This is a genomic window from Chryseobacterium sp. NG-CE01, assembly GCF_055695505.1.
In genome coordinates this window covers 2973585-2997744 of sequence record NZ_CM146369.1, presented here as the reverse complement: position 1 = coordinate 2997744, position 24160 = coordinate 2973585, and the positions used below count along the sequence as shown (strand labels likewise).

Sequence of the window (24160 nt, the reverse complement as noted above, 5' to 3'; positions counted from 1 at the left end):
ATACGAAAAAGGTCAGGTTTCATTGAAGCCTGACCTTTTGTTTTATATAGGTGAAAGTTTATTTAATTAAATAATTCTACTTCCTCTCCTTTACCTACAGGATATTCTTCTGTGAAGCATCCGAAACAGTGATTGGCAGAACCAAGAATTTCTTTCAGGTTTTCAACACTTAAAAATTCCAGAGAATCTACACCCAAATAGTCTCTAAGCTCAGTTGTCGTCATATTTGCAGAGATCAGATCATCTTTTGACGGAGTATCAATTCCCAGATAACAAGGAGCAATGATTGGTGGAGAAACACTTCTGAAATGAATCTCTTTTACTCCGGCATCTTTCAAAATCTTAACCAGTCTTTTGGAAGTGGTCCCACGAACGATGGAATCATCGATAATTACAACACGTTTGTCTTTAATTTCAGAGATGATTGGATTTAACTTTAGATTTACTACTCGCTCCCTCATTTCCTGAGTAGGAACGATAAAGCTTCTTCCGATATACCTATTCTTAATCAAAACAGGACGGAACGGAATTCCCGAAGCTTTAGCAAAACCAATAGCGGCCGGAACACCTGAATCCGGAACACCTATGACCACATCGGCTTCTACCGGTGCCTGGTGCCAGATTTTTTCCCCTGATTTCTCTCTGATTTCGTAAACATTTATATTTTCTAATGAAGAGTCAGGTCTTGCAAAATAAATGTACTCGAATGAGCAGATTCTCTGTTTTCCTTTTTCTTCATCAGCCATATAAGAGTGAAGTCTTCCAGGCTCGTTTTCGTTAGTGTAGACGATTTCTCCCGGCAAAATATCACGAACATATTGTGCACCAACTGCATCCAGAGCTACAGATTCTGAAGCTACAACATATGATTTTTCATCGATTGCTCCCAACACCAAAGGTCTGATTCCATTGAAATCTCTGAAGGCAAAGAATTTGTTTCTTGTCATCCCGACAACAGAATATGCTCCTTCAATCTTTTCCATCGTCACTTTAATAGCTGCGCGAAGTCCGAGATCAAGGTTTTTCTGAATTAAACGGAGGATAACCTCAGAATCGGAAGTAGCTCTGAAAACTACACCTTCTGCTTCCAGTTCGGTCTTCAGTTCTTTTGCATTGGTAAGGTTACCGTTGTGCGCAATAGAAAGAATGATCTGGTCGTATTCGTTTTTGGCGAAAAAAGGCTGGAAGTTATATTTTTTTTTGTCTCCTGCAGTTGTATAGCGGGTATGCCCGATTGCAGAATTTCCCATAAAAGTTTCCGGATCCGGGATTTCTTTATAAACGTCCAAAACCAGTCCTTCATCTTTCATGTTGGTGATTCTTCCGTTCTTCAGAACAGAAATACCGCATGCTTCCTGACCTCTGTGCTGTAATGCAAAAAGACCAAACTGTGAAAGCGAAAACGTGTCGAGGTCATTATCAGAATACATCCCGAAGATCCCGCACTCCTCATTAGGAGCATCCAGTCTTTCTTCCTCCTGCGACCTGAAGAGATTTCTTCCGTAGGTCTGGGTTTCAAACTGTTTTAAATATTCACTTTTATGAATGTCTAAACTTTTCATTTCTATTTTTTCTAATCTAGATTTTATTTGGTAGATCTTTTAATTAGATGAAAAATTAAATATTATGTTAAATAAAAAACTTACATCTCATTAGTGTCTGAGTTTATTTACCCAAAGCTTGTTTCAATCTGTTGTAGATCTCAACATAGGCTTCAGTAACTTCACCAAGATCTCTTCTGAATCTGTCTTTATCCAGCTTTTTCATGGTGTCTTTATCCCAAAGTCTGCACGTGTCGGGAGAAATCTCGTCTGCAAGGATAATTTCGCCATCTGAAGTTTTTCCCAATTCGATTTTGAAATCAACCAGGATAATATTCATCTTGTCGAAAAGATCGATCAGGATGTCATTGATATCAGAAGTAAGCTCATACATTTCGTCAAGCTCCTCATAGGTTGCAGCACCTAAGAAAACTGCGTGGTGATCATTGATAAGCGGATCTCCCAACTCATCTTTCTTGTAGCAGATATCGAAAATGGTAACCGGAGATTTGATTCCTTCTTCCACTCCCAGTCTTTGAGCCATGCTTCCTGCAGAATAGTTTCTTACCACCATTTCCAAAGGAATGATAGATACTTTTCTTACCAGCTGCTCTCTTTCGTTCAATTGTTTTATGAAATGAGTCTTGATTCCTTTTTCATTTAAGTATTCAAAGATAAGCGTTGTGATAGCGTTGTTCATTTCCCCTTTCAGGTCAACAGATCCTCTTTTCTGAGCATTAAATGCAGTAGCATCGTCTTTGAAACGCACGATTACCTGATCAGGATTATCGGTAGCAAATACCTGTTTTGCCTTACCTTCGTACAACATTTCTTTCTTTTCCATTTCTAAAATTGTCTTTATTAGATTTATATTTATTTGATTATAATTCCCGTTAAAACTGCTATCCCGAAACTCAGGAGCGTACCGATGAGTACATATTCCGTAAGTTTTCTCTGTTTAGCCTGTGCCAGATCGCTGAACCTGAACACTGATTTTGCTGCGACCATAAATCCTACACCTTCCCAATGGTCTACCACAATGAAAGTAAATACAAGAAGACGTTCCAGGATTCCTATATACTTTCCGGCATTGGATAATGATTCGGTCTGGATATTGCCCGCCGTTTCCGGAGCCGGAGTCCACGATGACAGCAATATTCTTATGATTAAAGAAGCCGGTGTCGTTAAAAACAAAGCAGCTCCTAATATTTTTAAAATGTTAAGATCTTTTACAAAATCAAAACTAAATTCGTTGTGATAAAAAGATATTCCTGCGATTACTAAAATATGCAAAGCCTGATCTGCAAAAAACCAGCTCTTCTTATTTTGAACGGTCTGAAAGCTCAGTTTTGCAGCATCAATTATAAAATGTGAAATACCTACTAAAACGGCTACCCACCAAAGCTGTATATCCCAAAGAAAGATAAAACTCAATATAGTATGAATAAGTACATGAAAGTACAGATATATACTTTTCAGTTTTTTACTTTCTTTATCTATAACCCATGAATTTGGCTGTAGAATAAAATCTCCGAGTAAATGTGCCAATATGAGCTTAATAAAAATCATGCTTAAAGTTCTGCTATTTTCTTTCTGAAATATTGATTGGTTTCCACGATCAGCTCGTAGTTGGCGCGCTTCAGCCTCTGGCTTACCGAAGACTGTGAGATGGCAAATTTTTTCGCCAGATCTTCCTGTGTAATTTCCTTATTCATGATCATTTCATGGATAATCTCGGCAGTAGCCATCGTCCAGTTGTCGAAATCTCTAGAAGACCATTTGAGTAAAATATTAAGATCTCTGTCTACAGAGTCATTGGAAGTTTTTACGGAAACAGTGTGTCCGTCATTTTTAAGATCATTGAGTAATCTTCCTGAATGCACGTAAGCGGTTCCGTTGGATTCGGTGATTTTATCGGAAGAAAAATTTTCCTCACCAATACCGATAGCCATTCGTACATCTAAGTTTTCCTGACTTTTAATGAGTGATTTAATCGCTAAAAAACGCCAGAAGACATCATCAATATTACATTTGAACTGAAATTCGTCGCCTCTGTAGATTTCCCATGTCTGGGGAGCACTTCCCCACTTTTCGAGAAGATTTTTAAGTCTGGTAATCCAAACTTCCGTATCCGCATGCTGTGAATTAATAATATCTCCGGTAATGACCGCTATCATTCTGCAAATATAAGCATAATTACTTATAAATAAAAAATATAAGCCTATAGACTTATAGATATTGCATATTGCTGCATGTTTGTCTATCAATTTTAATGATTTAAGGTCTGAATCTTTGGGAAATGTCAATCTCCGTTGCAAGCCGGATCAGCTCCTAAAAAAATAAAAAGTGTTTAACAATTAAACACTTTGATCATTTATTCCTGAACTTTATTTTTACGATTGATAAAATAATACACCGGAAGCCCGAGCAAAACCATCACGAATCCCGGCCAGGTGTACTGCTGTTTGTAGATCAGCAGCAGAATACAGAATCCCGTACCGATCAGAAGATAGATAACAGGTGTTAAAGGATACAGCCAGGTTTTGTAAGGCCTTTCTATTTCCGGTTTTTTAAATCTCAGATAAATAACTCCGAAAACGGTAATCATGTAAAATAATACAATAACAAAGGAGATCATATCCAGAAGGTTTCCGTACTGGCCACTGAGACATAATATCGAAGCCCAGATCCCCTGCATCCACAGTGCATTCTCCGGAACTTCATTTTTGTTATTTCTCTCTGCCTGTCTGAAAAACATTCCGTCTTTGGCCATTGTCTGAAAAACTCTTGCTCCCGCGAGAATCAGCCCGTTGTTGCATCCGAAAGTGGAGACCATCACAAGGACAGCAATAATGGCAGTACCCGCACTTCCGAAAATAAAGTGTGAAGCAGCCACCGCTACCCTGTCATTTTCTGCAAATGCAATGGAATCTCTGTCGAGTGCATTCAGGTAAACATAATTAACGGCGATGTATAAGATCATAACGGCTGTTGTTCCGTAGATCATGGATTTAACGACATTTTTTTTAGGATTTTCAATTTCTCCTGAAACAAATGTCACACTTTCCCAAGCTACGGAGCTGAAGACAGAACCGACCATAGCAGCGGCAATTCCCCCAAGAAGGGTCATTCCTCCGATAGGTTCCCAGCCTTCTTTCAGAAAGTTTCCGAGGCTGTCTTTGCTGAGATTGCTGAAAGATTTGTATCCTAAGCTGAAGTTTTCCGCCAGATGAGAAATGTCTACCAGAATAAATCCTGCAGCAATTAATCCCAATAACGCTATAATTTTTGAGCCTGTAAAGATATTCTGCAATAATTTACCGCTTTCTACTCCTTTTGTATTGATGTAGGTAAGCAAAAGAATAATGGCGATGGCAAGCATCTGAATCCATGTGATTTTAAATTCGCCACTTTGGAAAATTGGGGCTGCATCGTTGAGAACCGGAACAAGGTAGGCTGTGAATTTTCCGAATGCCATTGCAACGGCAGCAATGGTACCGGTTTGTATCACTGTGAAGAGCCCCCATCCGTAAAGGAATCCCATTCTTTTACCAAATATTTCTTTAAGATAGGTGTACTGTCCGCCCGCTTTCGGAAATAGTGCTGAAAGTTCGCCGTAGCTTATGGCCGCAGCAACCGTCATGATCCCTGTGATGACCCAGACAACAATCATCCAGAAGCCTGACCCGAGGTTACGCATCATGTCTGCGCTGACAATGAAGATTCCGCTTCCGATCATTGAGCCCATTACCAGCATGATGGCGTCCCAAAGTTTTAGTTTTTTCTGCATAGTGAAGTATAGGCTTCAAATATAGATAATTATAGAATTAGTTTTTATTTTGTTTTTGAATTAAGATAAAATATGATTGAAAGGTGTATTTTTTAAACGCTAAGGGGGCAAGGGTTATTTTAATAATGAGAACCTTATTTTTGAGCGCAAGGGCACTCTGTTCAGCAAATGATAGCAGTGTATTATGTGGGGATGCCTTGGCCGAGTAAAACGCCATTATGAAAGGATTATGCAGGATAATTGGCTGATTTCTTTGTGAGCGTTGCGTTAAAAATTGGGAATCTTGTGTATTTTAATGCTTGAAAGGGTTTATTGAATAACTATGAGATATTTTTGAGCCCAAACATATTTAATTCAGCGAATGATAGCAGTGGATGTTATGTCTTTGCTGAGTAAAACGCCATTATGAAAGGATTATGCAGGATAATTGGCTGATTTCTTTGTGAGCGTTGCGTTAAAAAGAATTAAGAAATAGCGAATTAATTGGCTGAAAAGCTAACCTGCTTTTTATCAAGTTTACAGCCGTTTTAAGATTCAGATTTTATTAGTACTTTTGAAAAAAAATCAATATGAAATTCAAATCATTATTATTTGCAGTAGCAGTTAGTGTTTCCACTTTTGCTTTTGCACAGGAATCAAAAAAATCCGGTCCGCCTGCAGGAAATGCTGTTGTAGGTGATGTTTACGGAGGAGGCGTTGCTTCCAATGCAGAGTCTAAGGCAATTTCCGTAGATAAATTAAGCAAAAAACTAAAAAAGAGTGACAAAAAGGTAGAGAACGTTGCCGTAAAAGGTAAGGTAACTGACGTATGTGATAAAAAAGGTTGCTGGCTGACTATCCAGACGGAAGATAATTCTCAGTTTTTCGTGAAAATGAAGGATTATGCATTCTTCGTACCGACTGCATTAAAAGGGAAAAACGTAGTATTAGAAGGTACTGCCGAAAGAAAAGTAACCTCTGTGGATGAGCAGAAGCATTACGCGGAAGATGCTAAAAAACCACAATCCGAAATCGATGCCATCAAAGCTCCGAAAGAAGAGATCAGGTTTGTTGCCAATGGAATCAAGGTTGTTAACTAAGAGTTTCTCTATAATAATAAATCATTTCTGTAAACAGAAGAAAAATCTTAAACACAAAAGCGGAACCTTCGGTTCCGCTTTTGCGTTTTAATCTTCAATGAGAAAATTGACCTCTGCATCCAATTTAGGATATTTAGTCGGGCAAATAAATTTTTTACCGGTACAGTCTATTTCCTTCCATCCTTTGCGCTGTTTTACATCACCTACTTCCATCACAAACGGAACAAAAGAAATTTCCTCTCTTCCTTCTTCTTTTACCTCCCGGTACTGAACAGCAATATCCAGCACACATTCATGGTCCGTATTGAGCTTTACATTGCGGTAGATGATATCATAATGTGTTTCTTTATTTTCCGGAATTTCAAGATAAGCTTCCCAACCTTCTGTATCAGAATTTAGCTCGATCATTGTTTTTAACGCATAATAAAGAGCAATGGTATAATATTTCCGGGTTCCTGTTCTGGAGTAATCATCTGCAAAATGACCGCCTTCAAAAAGAATCGTTGGCATTCCGGCTTTGATAAAATTATCACCTGTAGAAGCAGGGTAAAATTCATCCGAATATCTTCCGATCTGGTTTGGGATCATTTCCTTCAAATGAGTATAAATACCGGCTATAACAGCCATACATTTCTTTCTGTTTTCGGTAACGGTACGTTCAACATTTTCAGAGGGAGCAAGAAACGAAAGAGTAGCCGGGTGAATACCGTCTGTAGTAAAAATTGTTCTCTGCTCGTGAAGATTCAGTGCGTAATCATATTTTTTATTTGAAACAGCTGCTTTCAGCAATTTGATTTCTTTACTGGCTTCATTATGGAAATCTCTGTTCAGATCAATATCTGAGGCATTCAGCCTGGTCCACCTTTCAGATCCGTCCGGATTGAGCATGAATATAAAGTCGAGTTGTATATTATCAAACAGTTCATCTCTTAAATCAGAAGCCTTCTCTAAAGAAAAAAACAGGTCTAGCATGGCATGGGTGGCATTCGATTCATTTCCGTGCATCTGCGACCAGGCAAGAACATTAATGTTTCCTTTTCCTATTGTCAACTGATAAACAGGTTTGCCTAAATAAGATGTTCCGATCTCCCGAATATAATCTCCGAGATTCTTGCGTAGGTACGAAAATAAATTTTCAGGGGAAATATAGCGATTTGGGAAATCAGGATTTTGCTGATAAATCTGTTCAAAGTTCATTGTGTAATAATTTACAAGAGTCAAATTTAACCATTTTTTATTAGAAAATAAAATTAACATATGTAACATGATTAAACGGTGTAAATTGACAGTTTGTCTGTGGATAAAATTGTGGATTACTGATAATTTAATGAGTAAATAATAATATACTTAAAGTCAGATATTTATAAAGTTTAATTAAACTTTAATTTCATACTTACTTTAAGTGATGAAATGTATAGTTATCTACATTTGGGCGTAATTCTCTTAAACAAGTTAAGCTGTGGAAAAAAATAAAAATACAGCAATATACAAATGTTAATTGTTGATAATTTAGAAATTTTAAATTAATTTTTTCTTGAGATTTAATGACATTTTAAAAATGTAAATTAAATAGGCAATAGAGAAAATTTATCGTATCTTATTTTGATACAGATATGCAAAATCTCTTTAATAATGGTATTTGACAACTGCTTTCTACATCTAAATAGAGCTATAAAAATATACTTATTACGTTTAATCAGATATTTACGTGCTTCTACTCTATTCTTGTCGATCAACAGGATAAAAACATTGGTATTAACGATAAATACTAAGATATCTATCATCACAAAACCGGAGTTTTATTGTTAAAGAGTTTACTTAATGTATTACTTTAAGTAAAACGTTCTGAAGGAGCATATGTGGAAAATTTGTTAAATAATAATTCTTGCATCTAATTAGTATAAATATAATATACTGAAAACCAGCAATATATTAATTTACAGTTGTATACTGATAAATCTTATTTTCGTTTACATTTGTATTTGTCAATTGTAAATTTTATTTTTACATTTGTAAAGTGTTTGAAATGCTTATTTATGAGTTTAAATGAAAGAATTTCCAAGGTCATCGAATATTCAGGCTTGACGCCTTCTGAGTTTGCTGATGAAATCGATGTACAGCGTTCTTCTATTTCGCATGTGACTTCCGGAAGAAACAAACCTTCCCTGGAATTTATTATCAAAATAAAATCCCGGTTTCCTGAAATTCTTTGGGACTGGCTTGTAACCGGTGAAGGCCAGATGCTGAAATCGGATTTACAGGAAATTGATAAAACAGAAACTAAAGTACCTGATATTACTGAGGAGGAAAAATCTAAGCCGACCTCTCTTCCCGATCTTTTTACGATGATGAATGATGATGAAGATTTTGGTGCGGAAGAAAGTGAAATAGAGGCTCCGAAACAAATTCCTACAGAATCGTTTATAGCGCATCAAAGTAAAGCTGAAGAGAAAATATCCGATTCTCAGCGATTAGAAAATTATATTCCTGCAAACGCTATTCGATCATCTGAAAATAAAGGCGTTGCAATAAAACGCATTGTTATTTTTTACGAAAACGGAAAATTTGAGAGTTTTGAACCTTAGCTGCAAATTTTATATAAAAAAAGCCTTACAAAATGATGTAAGGCTTTCTATTTTACAAAAGAGAAATTTATTTGTTATTTCTTCTTTCAAGTTCTTTTTTAATAAGTCCAAGTTCTCTTCCGGTCTGTCCGGCTACGGAAGTATTTTCCTGTGCTCTCCTTGTAAGGTAAGGAACGACATCTTTTACCGGGCCGTAAGGAAGATATTTGGCAACATTATAACCTTTATCAGAAAGATAGAATGTAATGTTATCACTCATCCCGTATAACTGTCCGAAATAGACGTGATTATTGCCATTTTCAAGGTCTTTCGCCTTCATCTTGTCCATTACAAGCTCAGAGGAGATTTCATTATGGGTACCGAAAAATGCGGAAACTTTATCAAGGTGATTCATCACAAAATCAATTCCGGCATTATAATTTTTATCCGACGCTTCTTTAGTCGGCTGAATCGGATCCGGATATCCTTTCTCTGCAGCTCTGGCTCTTTCTTTTTCCATATAAGCACCGCGAACGATCTTGTAGCCGATAAAATATCCTTTCGCTCTTGCTCTTTGTACATGCTCTTCCATATACTCAAGCCTTCCGGTACGGTACATCTGAATGGTGTTCCAGACGATAGGTTTTTCCTGATTATATTTCTCCATCATGTCTTCACAAAGCTGGTCGGCTGCATCCTGCATCCATGTTTCCTCAGCATCTACCATTACTTTTTTGTCATTTTCGTGACATAATTTACATACTTCATCAAATCTTCTCACCACTCTTTCCCATTCTTCTTTCTGGCTGGAGGTAAGCTCGGCATTCTTTCCAACCGCTTCATACAAATCAATTCTTCCGAATGCAGTAGGCTTGAATACAATAAAAGGAATGGCAGGATTTCCCACAGAAAATCTTACGATATCTTTAATCTCTGTACAGACTGCATCAAAGGTTTCTTCATCTTCTTTCCCCTCAATAGAATAATCGAAAATACTTCCTACGCCTCTTTTGAAAAGCTGTTTTACTACTTTCATACTTTCTTCCCGGGTTTCGCCGCCGCAAAACTGCTCAAACAAGGTTCTTTTTACGATTCCGGTGACGAAAGGAAAATTATTGTGAACGGTGAAATTAAGAAGAGAAGTTCCTACTTTTGTGAGTGAAGGCTGCTCAATCATCTTGAACATCCAATACGCTTTTCTTAACTGTGCATCAGATTTATCTGCAAATGCGATTTTAGTATCGTTAAAAATGGGCATTACTTATATAATTTAAGGTTCTGCAAAGGTAAGAATAACCGCAGGTTTTTTAAAGAAATTTTACTACAATTTGCCCTCCAGTCCGCTCAGCAGCATGGCGATAATTCCTGCAAAAACCCAAAATCTGAGAATATTAATGATAAAAAAATGATTTCTTCTGGAATGACTGATAATGAGATAAATACAAAGAATAAAAATGAAAAGACCTGCCGCAAAATAATACGCCATAAATCCCGCAATTCCCGTTCGCAGAATCAACTTCATGGAAACAGCCATCGTAACCATCAGCAATGAAACAATGATTGCATCTGCCGTTTTATTACTAAAATAATTTGGGATCGTTGTATAGCCGAAGGCTTTATCCACGCTTTTTGTAAGAGTATCTTTCACAATATCAATGCATAATAAGATAAGGAAAAGAAACACAGCCATCAGGAGAACTTTTTTTGAAAATGTTTCATAATACACCATCATTCCGAAAAAAGGATATAACGTAAGGCTGACAAAAGTAAGGTTATTGAGAATTAAAATGCGGCTCAGCTTGTGGCTGTAGAACCACATAAAAAACTGGTAAACAATAAAAAAGATAAATACATTATGGGAAATCATCCAGGCAACACCTAAAGAAACCGCGCTCAGAATAAGATAAGCGTAAAGAAAATATTTTTGCTTGATGAAACTCTGAATCCTTGTCCTGAAAGGTTTTACAATATGATCTTTTTCAAAATCATAAAACTGATTGATGATACCTCCTGCCAGAATGGTAATCACGGTACAGAAAATAATACCGTGAACTTTAAAATCAAAGACAAATTTCCTGAAGCTCTCATCCTGATTAAAGAGGAAGAATGTTGAAACATACAGTGCTAATGTAAGGAGTGCCGCAACAAAAAAGCGAGCTCCCAAAAGAAAGCCCACAAATTGTGAAAATCTGTAAATAAGAGATTTTTTAGTATGATTTTTCTCCTGGAAATTTTCTTTTTCAGAATCCATTTCCGGTTGTTTAGAATCTGTATATGACTTCTTTATTGAAGCCGTCAAGCATTTTTTCCGCTTTTTCGTAATCTTTGGTAAAGCCCAAAATATAGCCTCCACCACCGCTTCCGCAGAGTTTTAGATAGTAAGCATTAGAATCAAGACCTTTTTTCCATACATTAAATAAGCTTTCCGGAATCATTGGTCTGAAATGTTCGTAAGCCCAATAAGAAAGTTTTTTAAGATTTCTGAAGAAAGGATTCATATCTTTTTTCAGAAAAGCATCAATACATGCGTTGTTGTATCGTATAAATTCTTCTTTCAGCGTCTTTCTGAAACCTTCGGTTTTCATTTTTTCAAAGAAAATCTGAACCATCGGTCCGGTTTCTCCGGTCATCCCCGAATCAATAAGGAAGATGGCACCTTTTCCGGCTTCGCTTGCAGGAATTGCCACTTTATCAACACTTTCTTTACTTTCGATTAAAATCGGAAGATTCATATAACAGATGAGCGGATCAATTCCGGAACTTTTCCCGTGGAAATAGCTTTCCATCAAGCCAAAAACATGTCTAAGACTTTTTAGCTCATCTTTGGAAATATTTTCGGGTTCATGTTTAGAAACAGAATATCGCTCAAAAATAGCGGCAACCAGTGCGCCTGAGCTTCCGATTCCATATCCCTGAGGAATATTGCTGTCGAAGAATAACCCGGAAGAAATTTCTTCTTTAAACTTTGAAACATTGAGTTCAAAATTTTCGGGAAGCTTCAGATCTTCAAGATATTCAGCGTATTTGTGTAGATGTTCATTAGATTCTTTTTCAAATTCGGAATCTAATGATGAGAACTTGAGGGTACCTTTATAGAAGCTATAAGGTAATGTCAAACCTTGGGAATCTTCAATGATTCCGTATTCTCCGAACAAAAGAATTTTTGCGTAAAATAATGGGTTTGTCATTTAGTTTAATAAATTTTTTGCAAATGTAAAATTATTCTCCTGAATATAAGCAAAACCTGAGCCGAATTCTGATGTTTTTTTAACATTCGTTATCAATATTGATTTTTAAAATATTAAAAAATTCGATTTCTTATCTTAAAGTTAATAAAAAAACCTGAAATAATCAGGCTTATATTATAAAATATTTAAAATTATTGTTTTATTAATTTCTTGGTAACTTTCTGCTTTTCTGTTTCCACGGTTATCACATAATTTCCCGTCTGCATGGAGGAGATATTAACGTCCAACCTGCTTCCCTTTAATGATGATTCTGATCTTATGAGCCGTCCAGATGCATCAAAAATTTTAAATGATTTTAAAGCTTCTTTAGAAGAGATCGTTATCGTGCTTTTAGCCGGATTAGGATAAATGCTTACAGCATTATCTTTGATATTAGCATCTTCAACAGCCAGTACCGAGCATGAAAAATTGGCCTTCCAGCCGATATCATTTTCTAATTCATCTGAAACAAATCTTACGGTGATGGCACCGGAAGGATGCGTGGAAGTAAATGTTCCCGGCAAAGTTGCTCCTGTTAAACCATTTCCGTTAGAAAACATTGGTGAACTTGTAGATGGTCCGTTATAAACATACATGAAATCATAATCCTGCTCGAGCCCGAATTCCGTGAAAGTCATAGACAGAGCTCCTGATGCCGGATAAAATGTTTTTATGATGGTCTGGCTGTCGCCGTAATTTCCTGCAGTTCCTCCTGTATCTGTGAAAACAGCTCCATCACACCAATTAGCATCAGTTATAAACAACTGTGTTCTCTGATATGATGCCGAGCAGTCTGTCCCTACGGATAGCAGATAATAGGTCGCCGGCTGAAGATTTGAGAAACTTACAGATTGAGTGGTAATATTTCCGCTCGCCGCAGGAGTTCCGTCAAACTTTGTCAGCTTGTACTTCCAGGAAAGCGATGTCGCGTCATTAAAAGTGGCACTGGCAGAAGTCTGGGTAATATTAGAGACGGAAAGTCCTGAAATTGTAGTTCCACAAGCGGCTGTACAGTTCATACCTAGACATGGTTTTGAATCCACTGTATTTCTGATCAAGGCGCCAGGTTGTGGTCCGAAACCGTTTGCAAAATTAATTCCTACGCCCGGAACCAGATGACAGTAGCTCATAATTGTTCCCTTCACGTTTGGTGCAGGAATAGGTCCTGTAGGACATGTTCCTTCCGGAAATCCTGCCTGAACTCCGCATCCGTCTATTGCTGTAGAATTTCCGTTCCATGCGCAGGCGTGGGTGTGAGGAGAGCCTAAACTATGTCCCATTTCGTGAGTCATTGCTTCAATCGTCCATGAGTAAACAGGAACATTGCTATAAGTCTGGGAAGCTCCTGAATAAGCGTGCCTGCTTGTTGTGCACAGTGAATTTACATAGGCTACACTTGTTGTAGAAGGCTGGTTGACAAGGTGTGCAAGATCACCGTTGAAAGTCTGCCTGTTTGCTCTGAAGCTTGCGAGGTTAGCATTTGGATTTCCTGTATAAGGATCTGCAGTAGTCCAGATATAAATCTCATTTAAAGCAATTTTTATATCATCATTGTTATACAGTGTGGCAATATTGTTATGAATTGCTGTTAGCCAGTTCGCCGTAGTTGTAGTATCTGAACCGTTGTTTAGGTAAGGTGTGTAGCACACTTCGTAATAGATTCTCACGCAGTTCTGCGTCATTACCTTTCCCGCATTTTTTTGTGCATTCGGATCAAAAGATATTTTCTGATTCTGATTTTCTGAAAGCTCATCTACGCCACAGATAAAGGGATTCAGACCGGTAAGCTTGGAATCTGAGTAGCTGACAAAATCAGCAGAGTTTTTTGCTTTTCCTACAACAATATTTCCCAATTCGGGTGTAGAGGCTACCCCTACAATATCAGTATCAAAAAAGCTGAATGCCACCACCGACTGATTATCACCTTTTACAATTCCCTGATAATAAACTCCCGGAGTATAATCAACTATTTCTCCTTTGCTGGTCGTCACTTTAAAATCTCTTGTGAAAATTTCATTTTTGTAAAGTTCCATTGTGATTTGTTTTCCGTCGAAAGGAAAAGAAACTTCCAGGTATTCCGGCTTGTCGTGAACGAGCTTTTTTAGTTGTTTATGATCAACTGCCAGGACAGAAATATCTGTTGCTGCCCTTTTGTACTCAGCGAGTTTTTCTGAATTATCGTTGATTGTAAACAGAGTATATTTTTCAAAAGTTTTCTTTTGAGCATGGTATTCTGAAACTTTCGCAGCGACGGGACGAAGGCTCTGAGAAAAACCAAATACTGCACATTGTAATATGCAGATCGTTAGTAGCTTTTTTATCATTATTTTTAATAGATTTAACAATTTGCAAATAAACAAAAAAAAAGGCATTATTACTGTTAATATGATATGTATTATATAATAATAAGCTTAATTTAACAGATATTCTCGGATAAAAAAAAAGACGCTGTTGTAAGCGTCTCTTCCCTGTATTTATTTTTTTTATTCATTTTTCGGGGTATTGAGTCTCAAAAATCTAATGAGAATCAATCCTACAAAGAAGAAAATGGCCATCGAAAAGGCTGCAAACCTCATCCCTGAAGCAGATGGAAGCATGACATCAATTTTAGCAAAGATCGCTCGTAAAGAATCATACTTGTCAATAAATAATGCGAAAACGAAGGTTCCTACAATAATTGCAATTTTCTCCAATACGTCATAGAAGCTGAAAAAAGTAGTATTCTCCATAGAGTTTTCCGGCAGGAGTTTGGAATAGGTAGATCTTGACATTGCCTGTAGACCGCCCATTACAAGACCTACAACGGCTGCAACACCGTAAAACTGATATTCAACCGTAGGATTTTCTTTATTAAGGAAATATGCCCAGATACAGGCTACAATCCACAATACAACGGCAATTGAGATGACGTTTTTATTTCCTATTTTTCTTGATAGTCTTGAGAAGATTACAGCTCCAATAATGGCTTCGATCTGTATAATGAGAAGCGTCCCTATGAGCTTATCCTGCGGAAGGTTGATTTCACTTTTCCCAAATAAAGTTGCCATCAGGAAAATAGTCTGCATCCCTACGCTGTAAAAAAAGAAGCTGGACAGGAAAAATTTCAGGTTCCTGTGTCTGAAAAGCTCTCTTCCTACTTTGAAGAGTTCATTAAAACTTTCTTTCCCAATATCTTTATAGAAGCACAGGTTATCTTTCAAAACTTCAAAAAAACCACCCTGCTCTTCATGTTTTTTAAAGATATTTTTATAATTTAATAATACCAGGTCTTTTGGAAGCTTCTCTTTTACATCTCCAAACTGTGGCAAATGCTTAAAAGTATATTGTGAAAATCCAAACCACCAGGCTCCTGTAAGCAGGAAGCTTACTCTTGTGAATAGCAACTGCTTTTCCGGGTCTCCTTTTGCGACAACCTGTATCAACAGAAGACAAATAATAACCAATACTACTGAACCGATATAACCGTAAACATATCCTTTTGCAGATAGTGCGTCCTGCCTGTCCCGAGTCGCGATATCCGGCAGGAACGAGTTGTAAAATACAAGACTTCCCCAAAACCCGACACTTGCGGTTATACTGAAAAGAAGACCTAGAAATACATTATGCATTCCTGTGAACATCGCCAGTCCCATACAGGATGTCGCTCCGAGATAACAGAAAAACTGCAGGAAAGACTTTTTATTACCGATGGTATCTGCCAATGATGACAGAAAAGGAGACAACAATACCACGATGCAGAAAGAAATCGTGAGTGAATATCCGTATACGGCATCCGGCTGATATTCTTTTCCGAAAATGGTGATCATATGCCTCACCGGAACATCGATCCATGATTTTGTTTCTTCAACATACTCTTTCTTTTCATACGCAGTGGTAAGAATAGAATAGTAAATCGGGAAAATTGTGGAAGTAATAACCAAGGAGTACACTGAATTGGCCCAGTCATAGACTGCCCAGGCTTTCATAATCTTCGGATTATTCTTTATGTTTTGAGTTTCGTGGTTCTCAATTTCAGACATTTCAAATAATATTAGTAGCACAAAAATAGGAAAAGGATCGAATATTCTAATGTATTTATTTTGTTTGAGGTAAATTTTATTAATTTATTAAAATTAAGTTAGTATTTAAAATAAAAAACCAAAAACACGAATGCTTTTGGTTCTTAAATTTATTGATTTAAAGAGTCTTTTAACTTTTTTTACTTATTACTATTTGAATTATTAGTAATATAACCCCTACAATCTGAATAATTGTACCAATTGTCAGACTTACATTTCCATTGAGAGGCCCAACTGACATATGAGTAATTTTTAGCCACGCACCGAGTAGAGTTATTAAAAATCCAACTAAAAAAACAGCTATAGAAAATTTAAATTTCATAAAGTATTATATGTTTTCAATAACGATTGCGGAAGCACCGCCTCCACCGTTACAAATGGCAGCAGCACCGTATTTACCGTTATTCTGTTTTAAGACATTGATCAGGGTAACAATAATTCTTGAACCTGAACTTCCAAGCGGGTGACCAATAGCTACTGCTCCACCGTTTACATTCACTTTAGAAGCATCTAATCCCAGAATTTTATTGTTGGCAAGACCTACTACAGAGAAAGCCTCGTTAAATTCAAAGAAATCGATATCTGTTAATTCTAAGCCTGCCTTTTTAAGAGCAATCGGTAAAGCTTTTGAAGGCGCTGTAGTAAAATCTTCAGGAGCCTGAGCCGCATCTGCATAAGAAATGATCTTTGCTAATGGCTTAAGTCCTAATTCTTCCATTTTCTCTTTAGAAACAAGGATCAAAGCGGAAGCTCCGTCATTTAAAGTAGAAGCATTGGCAGCCGTTACGGTTCCTTCTTCTTTTTTGAATACGGTAGGAAGCGTAGGAATTCTGTCGAAATTTACGGTCTTATATTCTTCGTCTTCAGCAAAAACTATAGGCTCTCCTTTTCTCTGAGGAATTTCTACCGGAACAACCTCATCAGTGAATCTTCCTTCATTCCATGCTTTTGCAGCTCTTTTATAAGACTCTATAGCGAAATTATCCTGTTCTTCTCTTGAAATGCTGTAATCTGTTGCACATTTTTCTGCACAAACTCCCATGTGAACTTTATTGTAAACGTCTGTAAGTCCGTCCAAAACCATTCCGTCCTGCATTTTTACGTCACCTAATTTGGTTGCGTTTCTTGCGTTGTAATAGTGTGGAACCGAAGACATGTTTTCCATACCTCCGGCAACGATCACATCAGCATCACCTGCTTTTATCGCCTGTGCAGCCATGGTTACGGCTTTCATCCCTGAAGCACAAACTTTATTTACAGTAGTTGAAGGTGTTTCGTTTGAAAGTCCTGCTCCGATAGCAACCTGACGTGCAGGAGCCTGCCCTTCTCCAGCCTGCAACACATTTCCCATATAGATTTCCTGAACCTGTTTCGGGTCAAGACTGATTTTGTCTAATGCGCCTTTTACGGCAACAGCTCCCAGCTTTGTAGCAGGAACCGTTGATAAACTTCCGAGAAAGCTTCCCATCGGGGTTCTTACTGCAGAAACAATGAATACTTCTTTCATTTTTATAATTCTATTTTTATTCTAAATATACTTTACAATTTTAAACTTTTAAAATTTATGCCTGTGTTTGTATGTATCATTACTATTATAAGAATCAATCATATTTTTTTTCTGGATGAAAAAATGATGATGAAAGCTCCTACAAACTCAATGATCCAGCCCCATTTCAGTTTCACGATACCGGCAAGTTTGTTCTGCCATGATTTAAACGGCATAAAACTGAAATACTGCGAAGCCTGAAATTTCACTGCAAACAGGGTAAATAAAAATAATATAACCAGCAGAACAGCAAAAATTCTTGCGGTCCTGGTACTGTTATTAACGATACCGAAAAGTGATCCTGAGGCAAGAGCCCAGCAAGCAATGGCCAGAAAATGGTCTAGCTTCCAGTAGTTCCAGTTACTGATCACGGGAACGTGAACAAGCGGCAGAAAACTTCCTGCCACGACCAATATCAATCCTAATAACTGAATATTTTTCATAAATCTTAAAGTGCCAAAATACAAAAAAAAACACACTTACAAGAAGTGTGTCTGAAAACTAAATTTTATTCACCAATCATTCATGAATGATAATACAATTAATAAAAATTTAACTATTATGTAATATAAAACCAAAATCATTGGATAATCAGAAATTAATATTCATTACTTCTATACCAATCTGAAGTCCGTATTTGTGGGTAAGGGTTGTATTATTGTTAAATGCAGGTGTAAAATCTTTCTGAACATAAATATTGAATCCCGCATACCCTATTCCTAATTTCGCTCCGAAAATCAGATCATTAACCCCGTGATTGATCGTTTCTCTTTCTACAATTCTTTTGCTGTAGTCATTAGAATAGCGGTTGTAGATATTGCTGGCAACCCTTACTCCACCATAGACTCCGGCAACAATACTGAACTGGCCGGTTTTATTGTCTAAATATTTTGTCCCGTTATACTCTACGTACTTAGGATTAAGTACAAATCTAAAATCAATAGGAATAAAAAGATAATGGTTATTGATATGCGTGTCTTTAAGGTCTCCTTTTGTAAAATCTTTAATGTCTAAAATATTATTTTCCTGAGTAAAAGTTTTTCCGTATTTGGCCTTCGATTGATCCCAGCGGTATCCAAGCCCAACCCGATAAAAGACAGGACTTCTCAAACCTCCGAACTGATTTTCATAGCGTACCATGTATACCGCAGAGTTGAAAATTGTATTTTTGAATTCTGATGTATTATTCAAAAAACCGAAAGGCTTGTCTTTTGTTGTATAACCTGTCCCGACAATCGCCACGGAATACTCCCATGATTTCAGATAATCGGCAGGCGTTACTTTATCTTCGGACATTCGTATTTTTATCCCTCCAAGCCCCATCACTATTTGATTTTTATCTTTTCTAAGCGAATCAATGGGTTTCAATACAGCATCTTTTACCATCTCCCGGGTAGCCTCCTCAAATTCTGTTTTGTGGGCATCTATCTTTTCATTGATAGACTGTTCATATTTTGAAGCAATATCAGCTCTGAGCTTCTGTTTTTCATCTGCCCCGATTTTATTTTTTTTAAAATCTTTATCAACATCATCCAGTTCTTTATTCATTTTTATTTTCTCCGAAACCACAATGCTGTCGATTTTCCCTGAATAACTTTTAAGCGCTGTATTCACCGGTGGATTTTCCTGTGAAAATGCATATGAAAATGCCATAAAGGCCGTCATTAAAGCAATTTTTGTTTTCATATAAGTAATTTTTTAAGACACTGTTTTAGCGCTGGCCATTGTATGGCCAGTCATTTATTTTGTAAAAGATTATAATTTTTTATTTGGGGTCTACGTAAACAGTTACTCCGAGAACGGTTACATTTTCCACTTTGGGCTTAGGTTTTTCAAAATTAAAAATCCCGAATTTTATATCATTTTTCTGAGAACTTTCCCTGGTTTTATCAAACTCTCTTCCTAGCAGCAGTTCGTTTGAATTAATATAAACAGGTTTTGTCGTTTTATTTTGCACGATCACCGGTGTATGGCTGTCTATTTTTGCAGGAGCAATTTCTATTTTTTCAGGTTTGTTAAGCGCAAACTGTTGTATTTCGACTTCAGAAATTACAGTTTCCGGTACTTTTGCTTTTTTCTTAGTATTTAAAGTTGAATTGGTCTCTTTTTTCTCATCCTTAAGCGCGACGTGAACATCAGTAGATTTTACAGGAATAACCTGTGGCTCCTTGTAACTGCCTTGATTTTGAAATTCTGGATTGATTGGGCTGACGGTCTTTTCTAACCCCTTTTTCACAATGTAGTCGGTTTCTTTATAATTAAAAGCACTTTTGTTGGTATTGAAATAGAACCCGGCACCCACAGAAACAAAAAGCAATAGTATGGCAGCATATTTCCACCATTGAAAAGGCTTTTCCTTGACTTTTTCAGGCGTCTTACTGAGCTTTTCGTCTAATCTGCTCCAAAGTTCGGAAGATGGCCTTATTTCAAGCTCTTCGTAATCGGATTTTAATTTATTTAGCATATTGTTTTTCATCCCTTTTCTGTTTTAAAAAATCAGTGATCCATTTTTTGGATTTGCTTAGCTGGCTTTTGCTGGTGCCTTCGGAAATGTTAAGAATTTCTGCGATTTCATGGTGTTTCCTTTCTTCAAAAACGTAAAGATTAAAAACGATTCTGTATCCGTCGGGCATTTTAGAAAAAATTTCATCAAGATTTATATCCTCATCTTCGTCATTCCATTCAGGTTCATGATATTCAATTTCGTTCATCTCAACATCTGAGTAAAGGATATTTTTGCTTTTCCTGATAAAATTGATGGAGTTATTAACCACTATTTTTCTAAGCCAAAAAGGAAAACTTTTCCATTCTCTGCATTCTTCAATCTTCGAAAAACAGACGAAAAAAGAATTCATTACAATATCTTCTGCATCATGAATATTGTTAACATAAGAATTTGCAATGGCCAGCATTTTTGCCGAAAACATTTCGTAAAGTGCCTGCTGCCCTTTGCGATCATGTTTTTGTGCCCTTTTGAAATGCTCTTCTAAATGCTTCATGTATCTGTTTCTATCTATAAGACGGAATGTTTGCTAAATAGTTGCCTTTAAAAATAAAAAAATTGCACTTTCTTTAAAAGTGCAATCTAACATATTCATTATTAATACGAAAATTAATGTTTAATATCTGCTAATTCTTCAGGCTTATGTTTATGCTTAAACAAAACAGCAAACAGAACCGCCAGAATTAATGCATATGCTGCAAAAGCAATCCATATATTCGGCCAGTCTCTCAACATTACCGCAGTAGATAATGTTCCGTCTGCGTTTACGGCTGAATTGAATGTGTTTTTAAGAATATCAAGAAACGTTGCATTATTGGTTGTGGTATCCAAATGGGCTGCTAATTCTGAAGCATTTGTAAATTTATGGGTAAAGAATTTATCAATAGCCCAACCCGCGATATTGCTCCCAAAATACGCACCGAAACCATTGGTCATCATCATAAATAGCCCCTGAGCTGAAGAACGGATTTTTTTGTTTGTTGTTGTTTCCACAAACAGGGATCCGGAAATATTGAAAAAGTCGAAAGCCATTCCATAGACGATACAGGATAAAATAATTAGCGTAACACCATATCCTTCAGGACTTCCGTAAGCAAAGAATCCGAATCTCAGGACCCATGCGATCATGGAAATCAGCATTACTTTTTTGATTCCGTAGCGTTTTAAAAAGAAAGGAATTGCCAAAATAAATAAGGTCTCGGAAACCTGTGATATAGACATCACAATTGTAGACCGCTGAACTACGAAGGAATCAGCATATTTCGGAAAATGTGAAAACTCACTCAGGAAAACATCTCCATACGCGTTGGTCAACTGCAATGCAGCTCCCAAAAGCATTGAAAATCCGAAGAATAATGCCATTTTATAGTTTCCGAACAGCTTAAAGGCATTTAATCCTAATTGTTCAGTAACAGGAGCATCCTTATCGATAAGTTTCTGAGGCGGGCATTTTGGTAAGGTTAATGCATAGATCCCTAACAGAATAGCGGCGGCTCCCCCAATGTAAAACTGTCCTTCGGTTGCTTTATTTCCCGTAAGATTGGTTACCCACATTGCTACGATAAAACCAATTGTTCCCCAGACACGGATGGGTGGGAAATCTTTTACTACATCCAGATTGCTGTTCTTTAAAACAGTATAAGAAATAGAATTTGCCAGTGCAATAGTAGGCATATAAAAACACATGGCAACAAGCATTACATAATAGAAAGAGGTTGGATTTTCCGTATGTGGTAAATAGAAAAGAACCACACCGTAAAGGATCTGCAAGACAGAAAATATTCTCTCTGCGTTTATCCACCGGTCGGCAATAATTCCCGTAATGGTCGGCATAAAAATGGAAGCAATCCCCATGGTTCCGAAAACAGCCCCAAACTGTGCCCCGTCCCAATGTTTTGTACCGAACCAAAAATTAGCCATTGTAATCAGCCAGGCTCCCCAAACGAAGAACTGAAGAAAACTAAGGATGGTAAGTCGTAGTTTTAAATTCATTTTTTATATAATATCTCTTAATCGATTTTCTTTTTCCTCCTTTTGATTTCTTCCTGGATTTCCAAGGCAGTATCATAATCTTCTTCTTTTACGGCTTCTTCCAATAATTTCTGAAGTTCTTCCATGGAAACTGATCTGAGGCTGTCTTCCGTATTTACTGTTTCAGAAAATGTTTCTTCCTCTTTGGATACATCTTCCAGTTCCAGAAGAATACCTGCTTCATTAAGAACCTGCTGTGTAGTGAAAATGGGAGCATCAAATCTCACAGCCATGGCCACTGCATCAGAAGTTCTTGCATCAAGAATAAGCTCTTCTTCTGTGGTTTTATTTTTAAAATTAATATTTGAAAAGAACACCCCGTCAACAATCTGATAGATGATAACGGAAACGAGTTCATAATTGGCAGAAACGATAAATTTTGTAAATAAATCATGTGTAAGAGGGCGAGGCGGATGTATATCTTTCTCCAGACCAAGAGAAATGGATTGTGCCTCGAAATTTCCTATAACAACAGGTAATTTTATATGTGTTTCTTCATGTTCCAATAACAATGCGTACGCTCCTGATTGGGTCTGGCTGTACGATATTCCGCGAATAATTAGCTGTTTATAATCCATAAGTACAAATATAGATTAATTTTTGAAAGTTTTTTTTACTTTTTAGACAAAAATAAAAGCCCAAAACGGGCTTTTATAGGTGAATTAATGATCGGTAAATTGTGAACTTTATTTTAAAGTCTGTTGCTTCTGCTTGCAATATGGATTTTAAATAATAATTAAAATATTAACAAGCGCAGCAATTGACTATTCACAATTGACTTCTCTTATCCTTTAAGAGCTTTAATTTTCTCTGTTAATGCAGGAATAATCTGGAAGGCATCTCCTACTACACCGTAATCAGCCGATTTGTAGAATGGAGCTTCCGCGTCGCTGTTGATGACAACAATAGTTTTGGAAGAGTTTACTCCGGCAAGGTGCTGAATGGCTCCTGAAATACCTACGGCAATATATAAATTAGGAGAAATTGCTTTACCAGTCTGTCCTACGTGTTCTGTATGAGGTCTCCAACCTATATCAGAAACCGGCTTGGAACACGCTGTTGCAGCTCCTAAAACGTTTGCAAGATCTTCGATCATTCCCCAGTTTTCAGGACCTTTCATTCCTCTTCCTGCAGAAACTACCACTTCAGCTTCTTTAAGATCCAGTTTTCCTGAGCTCTGCTCATGGGAGATTACTTTCGTGTCTTCATTGGCAACAGAGAGATTTTTCACTTCTTCTGTTCCTGAAACCGGGTTTTCTTTAACTCCGAAAGCGTTTTGTGAAACGGTAATGATAACACCCGCCGATTCAGCTTTCGCATGCATAAATCCTTTTCCTGAGAAAGCTCTTCTTTTTACCTGGAATGGTGAAAGACTTTCCGGAGCAGATAATACGTTGGTAATTAAAGAATTCCCGTTCATTACAGCCAGCATCGGAGCTATGGAAGAAGCATCAGTAGTGTGAGGAAAAACGATGATATTTCCGTTTGCTACTTCACTTACTGCCTGAGCATAGGCTTTTGCCGAGAAATTTTTAAGACCTTCGTCTTTGATATTGATTACATTTGATGCTCCATACTTGTATAACAAATCTGAAGAATCTGTTGGGTTTACGGAAATCGCGGTCACGGTATCTCCTGCCTGATCTGCAACAGCTTTGGCATAAGAAACTGCTTCAAAGGCTGCTTTTTTGTAAACTCCGTTTATATTTTCTGCGTATACGAATACTGCCATTTTAAATTTGTTTAAGGTTTAATGTTCAAGATTCAAGATTTTCAATTAACTGTAATACACTGAATAACAATACACTTTACATCAATTGT

At 37.0% G+C, this 24160-nt stretch carries 21 protein-coding genes; 2 read left to right on the top strand and 19 right to left on the bottom strand.

Annotated features, from left to right (window positions below):
- Positions 1–62: 62 nt before the first annotated feature.
- The 5 genes from purF to ACYT6F_RS13910 all read right to left on the bottom strand — a co-directional run bounded on the left by purF (position 63) and on the right by ACYT6F_RS13910 (position 5331).
- On the bottom strand, positions 63–1562 hold the full coding sequence (gene purF / locus ACYT6F_RS13930; protein WP_472598251.1) for an amidophosphoribosyltransferase: 1500 nt from the start codon (positions 1560–1562) through the stop codon (positions 63–65).
- A 103-nt stretch (positions 1563–1665) separates the two neighbouring features.
- On the bottom strand, positions 1666–2385 hold the full coding sequence (purC, locus tag ACYT6F_RS13925) for a phosphoribosylaminoimidazolesuccinocarboxamide synthase (RefSeq protein ID WP_472598250.1): 720 nt from the start codon (positions 2383–2385) through the stop codon (positions 1666–1668).
- A 29-nt stretch (positions 2386–2414) separates the two neighbouring features.
- Entirely contained in the window at positions 2415–3110 is a 696-nt protein-coding gene (locus ACYT6F_RS13920; protein ID WP_472598249.1) for a DUF3307 domain-containing protein, read from the bottom strand.
- 2 nt (positions 3111–3112) lie between these two features.
- Complete coding sequence (locus tag ACYT6F_RS13915; RefSeq protein WP_472598248.1) at positions 3113–3718, bottom strand: SatD family protein; 606 nt, start codon at positions 3716–3718, stop codon at positions 3113–3115.
- A 197-nt stretch (positions 3719–3915) separates the two neighbouring features.
- Positions 3916–5331, bottom strand: coding sequence for an APC family permease (locus ACYT6F_RS13910; RefSeq protein WP_472598247.1), 1416 nt, complete (start codon positions 5329–5331; stop codon positions 3916–3918).
- Between the two features lie 569 nt (positions 5332–5900).
- Between ACYT6F_RS13910 and ACYT6F_RS13905 the strand changes: the two genes are divergently transcribed.
- Complete coding sequence (locus tag ACYT6F_RS13905) at positions 5901–6410, top strand: DUF4920 domain-containing protein (RefSeq protein ID WP_169230688.1); 510 nt, start codon at positions 5901–5903, stop codon at positions 6408–6410.
- A gap of 87 nt (positions 6411–6497) precedes the next feature.
- On the opposite strand, the gene ACYT6F_RS13900 is transcribed toward ACYT6F_RS13905, so the two are convergent.
- A complete protein-coding gene (locus ACYT6F_RS13900; protein WP_472598246.1) occupies positions 6498–7607 on the bottom strand; it encodes a M14 family zinc carboxypeptidase in 1110 nt (369 codons plus the stop codon).
- An 839-nt stretch (positions 7608–8446) separates the two neighbouring features.
- Between ACYT6F_RS13900 and ACYT6F_RS13895 the strand changes: the two genes are divergently transcribed.
- Positions 8447–8995: a helix-turn-helix transcriptional regulator gene (locus ACYT6F_RS13895; protein WP_472598245.1), complete on the top strand. Its 549-nt coding sequence runs from the start codon at positions 8447–8449 to the stop codon at positions 8993–8995.
- Positions 8996–9062: 67 nt separating this feature from the next.
- On the opposite strand, the gene ACYT6F_RS13890 is transcribed toward ACYT6F_RS13895, so the two are convergent.
- The 13 genes from ACYT6F_RS13890 to ACYT6F_RS13830 all read right to left on the bottom strand — a co-directional run bounded on the left by ACYT6F_RS13890 (position 9063) and on the right by ACYT6F_RS13830 (position 24071).
- Positions 9063–10232, bottom strand: coding sequence for a proline dehydrogenase family protein (locus tag ACYT6F_RS13890; protein WP_472598244.1), 1170 nt, complete (start codon positions 10230–10232; stop codon positions 9063–9065).
- Positions 10233–10295: 63 nt separating this feature from the next.
- Complete coding sequence (locus ACYT6F_RS13885; RefSeq protein ID WP_472598243.1) at positions 10296–11225, bottom strand: UbiA family prenyltransferase; 930 nt, start codon at positions 11223–11225, stop codon at positions 10296–10298.
- 10 nt (positions 11226–11235) lie between these two features.
- On the bottom strand, positions 11236–12162 hold the full coding sequence (locus ACYT6F_RS13880) for a mevalonate kinase family protein (RefSeq protein ID WP_472598242.1): 927 nt from the start codon (positions 12160–12162) through the stop codon (positions 11236–11238).
- Between the two features lie 191 nt (positions 12163–12353).
- Entirely contained in the window at positions 12354–14525 is a 2172-nt protein-coding gene (locus tag ACYT6F_RS13875; RefSeq protein WP_472598241.1) for a M12 family metallo-peptidase, read from the bottom strand.
- A gap of 159 nt (positions 14526–14684) precedes the next feature.
- Positions 14685–16220, bottom strand: a complete 1536-nt coding sequence (locus tag ACYT6F_RS13870) for an MFS transporter (protein ID WP_472598240.1) — start codon at positions 16218–16220, stop codon at positions 14685–14687.
- 367 nt (positions 16221–16587) lie between these two features.
- Positions 16588–17766 (bottom strand): acetyl-CoA C-acyltransferase, encoded by a 1179-nt coding sequence (locus ACYT6F_RS13865; RefSeq protein WP_472598239.1) that lies wholly within the window; start codon positions 17764–17766, stop codon positions 16588–16590.
- 98 nt (positions 17767–17864) lie between these two features.
- Positions 17865–18248, bottom strand: coding sequence for a hypothetical protein (locus tag ACYT6F_RS13860; protein ID WP_472598238.1), 384 nt, complete (start codon positions 18246–18248; stop codon positions 17865–17867).
- Positions 18249–18396: 148 nt separating this feature from the next.
- Entirely contained in the window at positions 18397–19491 is a 1095-nt protein-coding gene (locus ACYT6F_RS13855; protein WP_472598237.1) for a hypothetical protein, read from the bottom strand.
- A 79-nt stretch (positions 19492–19570) separates the two neighbouring features.
- On the bottom strand, positions 19571–20281 hold the full coding sequence (locus ACYT6F_RS13850) for a hypothetical protein (protein WP_472598236.1): 711 nt from the start codon (positions 20279–20281) through the stop codon (positions 19571–19573).
- The gene (locus tag ACYT6F_RS13845; protein WP_472598235.1) at positions 20259–20804 is read right to left on the bottom strand and encodes an RNA polymerase sigma factor; all 546 of its coding nucleotides are present in this window, start codon (positions 20802–20804) and stop codon (positions 20259–20261) included. Before ACYT6F_RS13845 ends, ACYT6F_RS13850 begins: the two co-directional genes overlap by 23 nt.
- 113 nt (positions 20805–20917) lie before the next feature.
- The gene (locus tag ACYT6F_RS13840) at positions 20918–22300 is read right to left on the bottom strand and encodes a nucleoside permease (RefSeq protein ID WP_472598234.1); all 1383 of its coding nucleotides are present in this window, start codon (positions 22298–22300) and stop codon (positions 20918–20920) included.
- Positions 22301–22317: 17 nt separating this feature from the next.
- Complete coding sequence (locus tag ACYT6F_RS13835; RefSeq protein WP_472598233.1) at positions 22318–22917, bottom strand: bifunctional nuclease family protein; 600 nt, start codon at positions 22915–22917, stop codon at positions 22318–22320.
- A gap of 206 nt (positions 22918–23123) precedes the next feature.
- On the bottom strand, positions 23124–24071 hold the full coding sequence (locus ACYT6F_RS13830) for an electron transfer flavoprotein subunit alpha/FixB family protein (RefSeq protein ID WP_472598232.1): 948 nt from the start codon (positions 24069–24071) through the stop codon (positions 23124–23126).
- Positions 24072–24160: the final 89 nt, after the last annotated feature.